The organism is Mucilaginibacter sp., assembly GCF_036383575.1.
GTDB lineage: Bacteria > Bacteroidota > Bacteroidia > Sphingobacteriales > Sphingobacteriaceae > Mucilaginibacter.
In genome coordinates, this window is the sequence record NZ_DASVOB010000026.1 from 1 (window position 1) to 9631 (window position 9631).

At 45.2% G+C, this 9631-nt stretch carries 9 protein-coding genes; 2 read left to right on the forward strand and 7 right to left on the reverse strand.

Annotated features, from left to right (window positions below):
• From VF500_RS00865 to VF500_RS00880, 4 genes are all read right to left on the reverse strand, one after another.
• On the reverse strand, positions 1 to 680 hold a 680-nt coding region (locus VF500_RS00865; RefSeq protein WP_330857861.1), incomplete at its 3' end, for a transglutaminase family protein.
• A gap of 116 nt (positions 681 to 796) precedes the next feature.
• The gene (locus VF500_RS00870) at positions 797 to 1732 is read right to left on the reverse strand and encodes an alpha-E domain-containing protein (RefSeq protein WP_330857862.1); all 936 of its coding nucleotides are present in this window, start codon (positions 1730 to 1732) and stop codon (positions 797 to 799) included.
• A 162-nt stretch (positions 1733 to 1894) separates the two neighbouring features.
• Entirely contained in the window at positions 1895 to 3355 is a 1461-nt protein-coding gene (locus tag VF500_RS00875) for a circularly permuted type 2 ATP-grasp protein (protein ID WP_330857863.1), read from the reverse strand.
• Between the two features lie 209 nt (positions 3356 to 3564).
• On the reverse strand, positions 3565 to 4410 hold the full coding sequence (locus tag VF500_RS00880) for an AraC family transcriptional regulator (protein ID WP_330857864.1): 846 nt from the start codon (positions 4408 to 4410) through the stop codon (positions 3565 to 3567).
• A gap of 95 nt (positions 4411 to 4505) precedes the next feature.
• Here VF500_RS00880 and VF500_RS00885 point away from each other — a divergent pair, with 95 nt between their 5' ends.
• Together VF500_RS00885 and VF500_RS00890 are read left to right on the forward strand one after the other, a co-directional pair.
• Entirely contained in the window at positions 4506 to 5513 is a 1008-nt protein-coding gene (locus VF500_RS00885) for a zinc-dependent alcohol dehydrogenase family protein (protein WP_330857865.1), read from the forward strand.
• 78 nt (positions 5514 to 5591) lie between these two features.
• Positions 5592 to 5786 (forward strand): hypothetical protein, encoded by a 195-nt coding sequence (locus VF500_RS00890; RefSeq protein WP_330857866.1) that lies wholly within the window; start codon positions 5592 to 5594, stop codon positions 5784 to 5786.
• 124 nt (positions 5787 to 5910) lie between these two features.
• Here VF500_RS00890 and VF500_RS00895 read toward each other — a convergent pair whose 3' ends face one another.
• The 3 genes from VF500_RS00895 to VF500_RS00905 all read right to left on the reverse strand — a co-directional run bounded on the left by VF500_RS00895 (position 5911) and on the right by VF500_RS00905 (position 9562).
• Positions 5911 to 6696, reverse strand: a complete 786-nt coding sequence (locus VF500_RS00895; protein WP_330857867.1) for a succinate dehydrogenase/fumarate reductase iron-sulfur subunit — start codon at positions 6694 to 6696, stop codon at positions 5911 to 5913.
• A 98-nt stretch (positions 6697 to 6794) separates the two neighbouring features.
• Positions 6795 to 8729 carry a fumarate reductase/succinate dehydrogenase flavoprotein subunit gene (locus VF500_RS00900; protein ID WP_330857868.1) on the reverse strand — a complete coding sequence of 645 codons (1935 nt, stop codon included), beginning with the start codon at positions 8727 to 8729 and terminating at the stop codon, positions 6795 to 6797.
• 41 nt (positions 8730 to 8770) lie between these two features.
• Positions 8771 to 9562 (reverse strand): succinate dehydrogenase cytochrome b subunit, encoded by a 792-nt coding sequence (locus VF500_RS00905; RefSeq protein ID WP_330857869.1) that lies wholly within the window; start codon positions 9560 to 9562, stop codon positions 8771 to 8773.
• Between the last annotated feature and the right edge of the window lie 69 nt (positions 9563 to 9631).

Genomic DNA, 9631 nt, shown 5'->3' on the forward strand with positions numbered 1-9631 from the left:
TCGGGTACGTATACTTCGGCCCAGGCGTGGGTTGCCCCTTCACCGCGCATAGCGCTGCTGTGGGTGCAGATGTAGCCGCTTACATAGCGTGATGGTATTTTAAGCTGGCGGAGCATCACCATTAAAATATGGGCGAAATCCTGGCAAACGCCGGCTTTAAGCTTCCACACTTCGTCGAGCGTGGTTTCAACGGTGGTTACGCCTTTGATGTATTCAAAGTTTTTGTAAACCCAGCCGCAAAAACGGAGCGCCACCTGGAAAGGAGTTTCGTCTTTGTGTCTTTCCTGCTCAACTACTTCCTGCAGTTCGGGCAGGCCTTCAAAATATTCCTGCTTTAGGAAATCAATATAGGGCACCATATACTGAAGCCGCTTTAGATCTTCCCATTGCTGCTCTGGAAAAATATCGTTAACCGGCAGTGGGCGCTGGCGGGTAGTAACAACCAGCTTGGAGTTAATGACCAGCATATTGTGCTGATCGCTGTAGGTAAAACTGCCAACCTCGTTGCCGTAATAATCAATATGGGTATCAACCACCGAGTTGCCGGTTATGCTCAATTCCTGTTTTATCACTTCCTGGTATTCATCTTTTATCGGGAACAGGATGATCTGGTTGGCGCTGTCGCGAACAGGCCCCTCATAGGTGTATTTGGTGATATGTTGGATCTTAAATTCAGGCATCTCTTCTTTAATTAGTTAATTGGACAATTTGAAGATTTGAAAATGAAAAGAGTAAATCTGCATTTTCAAATTTTCAAATCAACACATCTTCAAATTAAGCGGTTTTCAAATTAAATTTATGAATTAGCAAAATAATGCTGATTCAGTGAATTTCCAACGCCGTATAGCTCACTCCTGATTTGGGTGAGGAACAGGTGCAGGCCCTCCTGCTTAATGCTTTTTACCGAACTGTACTTTATGCGGCTTTGCAGCCTGCCAATCTGGAATGACATCTCCCGGTAATCATCGGCATTACTATCGTTCTTCAGCCTGTCGAAATAGCGTTGAATATTGTTAACCGAATAGATAACCGAACGCGGGAAGTCGTTGTTCAGCACAACCTGCTCCAAAACGTTTTCGGCTTCAAAGCCTTCTCGATAGGTTTTTAAATATAGCTCGTAACCGCCCAGCGAAAGCAACAGGTGTTTCCAATAAGTAGTATCTGTAAGCAAGTCGGGATTATCACTTATCGAGCTGAACTTGGTATCCAAAATATCAACCGACTGGATAGCCCTTTCAAGATACTTGCCGATATTCATAAATGCACGGCCCTCTCCTCGTTCCATGGTGATCTCCACCGTGCCGTAATAAAGCATTACCTGTTTTATTAAAACATCCAATACTCCTATCGGATCTTCCCGGTACAGGGCACGTTCCAGGCGCGGATCTTTTACCGTGTGGTAATATTCATTAAGGCATTGCCAAAGGTCTTTGGTGATGTGTTCCTGCACACCACGGGCATTTTCCCGTGCCAGGGTAATAATATTAAGTATGGAATTAGGATTGTTTTTCCCGGTAACCATATACTTTAAAACCGACCGGCTGTCATTGTCCAGCTTTTCGGCCTCACCGGCGTTCAGCCCGGCAAAGATCCTCATTACAGGCTCCCAGGTAAATTCCTGCACCGTATCCTGCGACGAGGCATAATTAATTTTTAACATCCGCAGCATACCGTCGCTGCGCTCAATGTAACGGCTTAACCAATAAAAACTTGCTGCAACCCTGCTTAACATAAAAGCCCCCTAACCCCCTAAAGGGGGAATGATTATGCCGGCGGTTTTACCACCAGCTTGTTAGTTATATTTTAATTCCTTTATTCAATTTAATTAGGCTTGCACGATTGCCCTCTCAAGAGCGGTTTAATAAAAAACTTGCCCTTCGCATTACCTCCCCCTTTAGGGGGTCGGGGGGCTTAAAACCCAGGTATCCTTACTGCCTCCACCCTGCGAGCTGTTTACCACCAGCGAGCCTTCTTTTAAAGCTACACGGGTTAAGCCACCTGGCACTATCTCAATGCCGTCGGGTCCATATAGTGCATAAGGGCGTAAATCAACTCTGCGAGGCTTTAATTCGCCCTGCATATAGCAAGGTGCCGCCGAAAGACTGATGGTTGGCTGTGCAATGAAGTTACGCGGATCTTTCAGTATTTCCTTTTTATATTCATCTATTTCCTGTTCGCTTGCTGCGTGACCCATCAGCATACCATACCCGCCGCTGCCATTGGTTTTTTTAACCACCATTTTATTGAGGTTTTTAAATACCATTTCGCGCTCGTCGCGGTTGCCAAGCTGGTGGGTTGGTACATTTTTGAGGATCGGCTCTTCATTCAGGTAATAGCGGATCATATCGGGCACATAGGCATATACGGCTTTGTCATCAGCAACGCCGGTGCCTGTAGCGTTTACTATGGCAACGTTTCCTTTGCGATAAGCGCCCATCAAGCCGGCCACGCCCAGCATACTTGCAGGGTTAAATACCAGCGGATCAAGAAACTCATCATCAACCCGGCGATAGATCACGTCAACCTGTTGCAGGCCGGTAGTGGTTTTCATATATACCTTATGGTTGTTTACCACTAAATCTCGCCCTTCAACCAGCTCAACCCCCATTAAGCGGGCCAGCGTGGTATGTTCAAAATAGGCCGAGTTGTAAATACCCGGCGTAAGTAAAACGATAGTAGGGTTATGGATTTGCCGAGGCGAAAGCGCCAGCAGGTTTTTATATAATATGGATGGATATTCGGTAACGCTGCGTACGCTGCATTGCGGCAGCAGATCGGGGAATAAACGTTTGGTGATCTCCCTGTTCTCGAGCATATAGCTCACGCCCGATGGGGTGCGCAGGTTATCTTCAAGCACATAAAAAGTGCCGTCCTCATCACGGATAAGGTCGATACCCGAAATGTGTACATAGATATCATAAGGCACCTGCAGCTGGTACATCTCACGCAAAAAATGCGGACATGAGTAAATGATATCAATAGGTACTATACCATCCTTTATAATAAACTGATTGTGGTAAATATCTTTGAGGAAAAGGTTGAGCGCATTGAGGCGTTGCTTAATACCCCGCTCAACAAAAGCCCATTCATCGGCCGTGATAATACGGGGGATGATATCAAAAGGAAAGATCTTTTCAATGCCCTCGCCGCTGTTATAAACGGTAAAGGTAATGCCCTGACTCATGAAAAGGCGCTTGGCAAGCTCTTCCTTCTTGTTCAGGTCATCGGCCGATTCTTTTGAAATGTAGTCAATAACTTTGCGGTAATGTTCCCGAACATTAGCGTCTAAGCCATACATTTCGTCCCAAACATTATCAATTGGGCTATATTGGTTAAAATAAGCTGATTCTTCCATGAAAAAATTACAATAAATTAAAAATTGATAATCAGTTATCTTTATGAATTGTAATTTATGAAGTGTTTTTGATAAAAAAGCAAATTATTTTGAAATTTTTGAAGATATTTTAATAAAATTTTCAATTTATGCTGATTTATATAATTGAAAACTGTGATTTACTGATTTGAGAGCACAAATGATAAGGCCCGGTGCTGCAAGTATTAACCTTAAATTGTATTCGCCGCTTTCCTAAACTCCGAAGGGTTCATACTCCTGTACTTTTTAAAAATACGGTTCAGGTGGCTTTCATCATTAAAACCAAGCTCATTGGCAATTTCAACCATGCGCATGTTACTGTGCAGCAGGCGGTTTTCGATAAGCTTAAGTTTATAATTAATGATGTATTGTTGCAGGGTTTCGTTGGTATGCTTTTTAAAATAACGGCCGACATAGGTTTCTGAGATCCCCATTTTATCGGCTATAGCTTCAGCCCGGAGCTTTTCGGGGAAGTAGATATTGGCCTGGACGTACTGCAAAATATCGAGCGCCTTCTCTTCGGTATTTTCATCTACCTCATCGGGCATACTCATGGCCACATTACGGGCAACTATTACAATAACGGTGTTGATGTATTGCTGCAAAAGCTCTTTGCTGTAAAGGCTATTCTTTTGCTGTTCGCTGATGATGGCCTGCATGAGGGGTTTTACTACAGCGCTGTCTTCATAGGTTTTTAATACACAACCCGGTGCCTGCGCTGCATTTTTCAGGATAAATTCAAGGTGCTTCACGGCATCGCCGGGCAGCTTGTAATCCTTAATATAAGCCATATTAAAGCGGATGAACAGGAACTGCGTTGGCGTTGCTATCTCAAAATAATGGGAGTCATCGGGTGTAAGCAAAAACAGGTGACCGGATTTATAGGCGAACTTACTTTTGTTAATGCATTGTTTACCGGTACCGCTAACAATATAAATAAACTCGAAGAAGCTGTGTGAATGTTCGCTGCGAGGGCAGGCATTGAGCGGTTCGCGTAAAACGATCTCAAAGGGCTGGTATAAATTATCTTTAACCATAGTGTAAATGTACAATTATTACGAGGATTTGTACAAGGATAAGGAGGGCTGCATTGTATAATTTTGCACTATAATCAAACGACAGAATTACTAAAATGGAAAATCAAAATAAACCGACCATGCAGGCGCTAATAGCAGCCGAAGCAAATGCCCCCTTTACACTTACCGAAGTTGAACGCCCTGTTGCTGCAGAAGGACAGGTGCTGGTACGCATTGTAGCCAGCGGCGTAAGCGTATTGGATAACAAGATCCGTACAGGCAAAGGGGGGCACGCTAAACAGCCATTGCCTGCTATTTTAGGGATGGATTTTGCCGGCATTGTTGAAGCTGTAGGTACCGGTGTTACCCGTTTTAAAGCTGGCGACGAAGTGTATGGCCTTGCCGGTGGTATCGGCGGTTTACAGGGCACTTATGCACAATATGCTGCTTTTGATGCCGATCTGCTTGCTGTTAAACCGACCAGTTTAAGCATGCGCCAGGCGGCTTCAATGCCGCTTAATTTTATAACCGCCTGGGAGGGCCTTGTGGATAGGGCAAATGTGCATGAAGGGCAAAAGGTATTGGTGCATGGCGGTGCAGGCGGCGTTGGTCATTTGGCTGTTCAGATAGCCAAAGCTTTCGGGGCAGATGTTTATGCTACCGGTAGTGCGGCTCAACAGCAATATATTGAAGGCATTGGTGCTACCTTTATTGATTACCGCGAAAAGACAGTTGAGCAATATGTGAATGAATACACTGGCGGCGATGGGTTTGATATTGTTTATGATACTTTGGGTGGTGCTACGTTAGATGCCTCATTTGTGGCCGCGAAGTATTATACCGGCCATGTGGTGAGCTGCCTTGGTTGGGGAGAACATAAGCTGGCTCCATTATCATTCCGTGGCGCAACTTATTCAGGAGTATTTACCTTAATGCCGATGATCAGCGGCAGGGGCCGCAAACATCACAGCGAAATTATGCAGGAAGCAACCAGGCTTGCCGAAGCCGGTAAAATTGTTCCGCTGATTGACGAACGCTCTTTTACACTGTCTACCGCCAATGAGGCTCACGATATATTGGAAAATGGCAAATCTGTTGGTAAACTGGTGGTTGATGTAGCCTGAGCCTACCTCAATCATGTCATGCTGTGTGTTTAAATCCGGGTGGACTCTGATGGGAAAAATGCCATTCACCCCTTTGTCATGCTGAGGTACGAAGCATCTTCTTCGCCCTGTATAGCGACCATGCTTATTGAAGAAGATCCTTCGTGCCTCAGGATGACAGTCCTTTTTGTAAATTATGTTATGTTGAACTTGTTTCAGCACCCCATAGGACAGGTAGGCGATTTGCTTAGCATGCGGCTTAGCGAGTGTGGTGTTGAAACAAGTTCAACATGACGAACTTTTATTAAGTCATAGGTAGAAACGAAGTAATACCAATCAGCTTACTCGGCTGAAATAGCTTATAAATAAAAACGGCCCGGATAAACCGGGCCGTTTGCTATATTCTAACAATAATCAATTAATGATTTTGTTCGTGAGCTTCTTCTTCTCTGAACAGTTTCGCGCTGAAATAATCGTTGTTCATGCGGGCGATGTTGGTAAGCTTAATTTCCTTAGGGCATTCTGCTTCGCAGGCACCGGTGTTGGTACAGCTACCGAAACCTTCTTCATCCATTTGAGCAACCATTGATTGCACGCGACGGTAGCGCTCTGGCTGGCCTTGTGGCAATAAACCCAACTGGGTGATCTTAGCCGATACGAACAGCATGGCCGATGCATTTTTACAAGCTGCAACGCAGGCACCGCAACCGATACAGGTAGCCGAGTTGAAAGCCTCATCAGCAATAACCTTAGGAATTGGAATAGCATTACCATCAGGAACACCACCGGTATTTACCGAAACATATCCACCAGCTTGCTGGATCCTGTCGAAAGCTGAGCGGTCGACTGCCAAATCTTTAACAATTGGGAATGCTTCTGCGCGCCAAGGCTCAATGGTGATAGTTTCGCCATCATGAAAGGTACGCATGTGTAGTTGGCAGGTAGTGATACCGCGTTTTGGTCCGTGCGGGTGACCGTTGATATACAATGAACACATACCGCAAATACCTTCGCGGCAGTCGTGGTCAAAGTTTATTGGCTCATCACCTTTGTGGGTAAGGCTTTCGTTAACCACGTCGAGCATTTCAAGGAACGACATATCAGGCGAAATGTTCTCAGCTTTATAGCTTACGAATTTACCCGAGGTTTGAGCATTTTTTTGACGCCATACTTTAAGCGTCAGGTTCATATTTCCGTTACTCATCTTTGTTTTAGATTTGAGTTATCGTTGTTTTTTGTTGATTAAGTGAGCGGTTGATTGGGTGAGTGGTTTAACTATCCACCTGATCAACCATTCGCTAATTATGCGTAGTTACGTTGTGATAAATGAACTGCTTCAAATGTCAGCTGTTCCTTGTGTAACTCTTCCGGCTGATTCTCGCCTTTAAACTCCCATGCAGCTACAAACGCAAAGTTTTCGTCATCACGAAGTGCCTCGCCATCTGGTGTTTGCGATTCAACCCTGAAGTGGCCACCGCATGATTCTTTACGCATCAAAGCGTCATCAACCATCAGTTCGCCAAGCTCAATAAAGTCGGCCACGCGACCGGCTCTTTCCAACGACGCATTTACTTCTTCGTTTTCGCCGGTTACGATAGCATTTTTCCAGAAATCGGCTTTCAATGCCTGGATCAAACCTTTTGCTTTTTTCAGGCCTTCTTCGGTACGGGCCATGCCGCAGTACTCCCACATGATGTGGCCAAGTTCGCGGTGGTACTCGTTAGTGGTTTTATTGCCTTTAAGCGATAATAATTTATTTACGTGTGCAATTACATCCTGTTTGGTTTTTTCAAAAGCAGGGTGGCTGGTATCAACTTTTTTAGGGCCAATTTTAGCCAGGTAATCACCAAGGGTATAAGGGATCACAAAGTAACCATCAGATAAACCCTGCATCAATGCTGATGCACCAAGGCGGTTAGCACCGTGATCGGAGAAGTTACACTCGCCCAAAGCATATAAACCAGGAATGGTAGTGCTCAGGTTATAATCAACCCAAAGGCCACCCATGGTATAGTGTACCGCCGGGTAAATACGCATTGGTTGTTTATAAGGGTTCTCATCGGTGATCTGAATGTACATATCAAACAGGTTACCGTATTTCGCTTTAACGGTCTCTTCGCCTAAGCGTTTGATCGCATCGGCAAAGTCAAGGAATACCGCGAAGCCCGAACCGCCCACACCTCTGCCCTCTTCAACCATTTCTTTGGCGTTACGTGAAGCCACGTCGCGCGGAACAAGGTTACCGAAGGCCGGGTATTTACGCTCTAAGAAGTAATCACGGTCATCCTCTTTAACCTGGTCGGCTTTCAATGTGCCTTTGCGCAATTGCTCGGCAATTTCAACCGTTTTTGGTGCCCATACCCTACCATCGTTACGTAACGATTCAGACATCAGCGTAAGTTTCGACTGATGGTCGCCGGTTACCGGGATACAGGTTGGGTGAATTTGGGTATAGCAAGGGTTACCAAAGAAAGCACCACGTTTGTGTGCCCTCCAGGCTGCTGTTACGTTTGAGCCGATAGCGTTTGTTGACAGGTAGAAAACGTTGCTGTAACCGCCTGTACACAATAATACTGCGTGACCAGCATGGGTATCAATTGCGCCGGTTAGCATGTTACGGGTAACAATACCTTTGGCATGCCCATCAATAGTTACCACGTCCAACATTTCGTGGCGGGTGTATACTTTTACTTTACCAGCATGGATCTGGCGGTTAAGGGCAGAGTATGCACCTAATAATAACTGCTGTCCTGTTTGTCCCCTTGCGTAAAATGTACGTGATACCTGCGAACCACCGAATGAACGGTTATCCAGCAAACCGCCGTACTCGCGGGCAAATGGTACGCCCTGTGCAACGCACTGGTCAATGATGTTTACCGAAACTTCGGCCAAACGGTGAACGTTTGATTCGCGGGCGCGGTAGTCACCACCTTTAATAGTATCGTAAAATAAACGGAAAACACTGTCGCCGTCGTTCTGGTAGTTTTTAGCAGCATTGATACCACCCTGTGCAGCGATAGAGTGTGCACGGCGTGGGCTGTCCTGGAAACAAAATGCTTTTACATTGTAACCCAGCTCGCCTAAGGTGGCAGCTGCCGAAGCGCCTGCCAAACCTGTACCTACGATGATGATATCGTATTTACGTTTGTTGGCGGGGTTAACCAGCTTCAGATCAAATTTATGCTTGCTCCATTTTTCGGCTAATGGGCCTTGAGGAATTTTAGCATCTAATGTCATCTCTTCTATATGTTTATGTTTGTGGCTTTTGGCCAGCTAACTTAGTGAGCTCCCTGGGTTGATAAATAGTAATAATAAACCGGCATGGCGGCAAAAAGCAGCGGAATGATAACCGCAAACAGCCATGTGCCAATAAAGTAAACTACCGGGGTATATTTACGGTGTACCCAGCCCAGCGTACGGAACGCGCTCTGGAAACCATGCAGCAGGTGAAATGCCACAGCGCCCATAGCTATTACGTAAAATATCACGTAAATAAGGTTGCTGAAGCTGGTAGTAACACGTGCGTGCAAATCTTTTACCCTTACAACTTCCACGTTGTTTTCGGTTGATACAGAATGGCTGAAATCATCAGAAACCGGTTTGTATTCGGCAGCGGTAGTTACGCCGGTTGCCAGATCGGTACGGTACTCTTTAAAGCCCATGGTTTTATCGTTATGGTAACGGAACCAGAAATCGCCCATGTGGATAACGATGAACAGGAACATGATTGAACCCAGCAGGCCCATGTTTTTTGATGACCATGAGGCATCAGATTTTGCCGCTACTGCATAACGTACAGGGCGGGCTTTACGGTTTTTGACAGTCAGGATCAAACCGTATAGTGCATGCACTAAAATGGAAAGGTACAACAGGTATGCAATAACTTCAATAGGCGGAAAATGCGTAAGGAAGTTGGCATACACGTTAAAACTGAAACCGTTATCGTTGTTAAACAACAGCAGGTTGCCGCCTACGTGCACTATTAAAAACGTGCACAGAAACAAGCCTGTTAAAGCCATGATCAGCTTTTTGCCCAGCGACGAGTTTAAGGTTTGTTTGAATTCGCTCATTATGAATTGGATTTATTAGGCAAAAGTATTTATTAAATAACAAAACATAGAAGAGGTTTTGGCTTATTG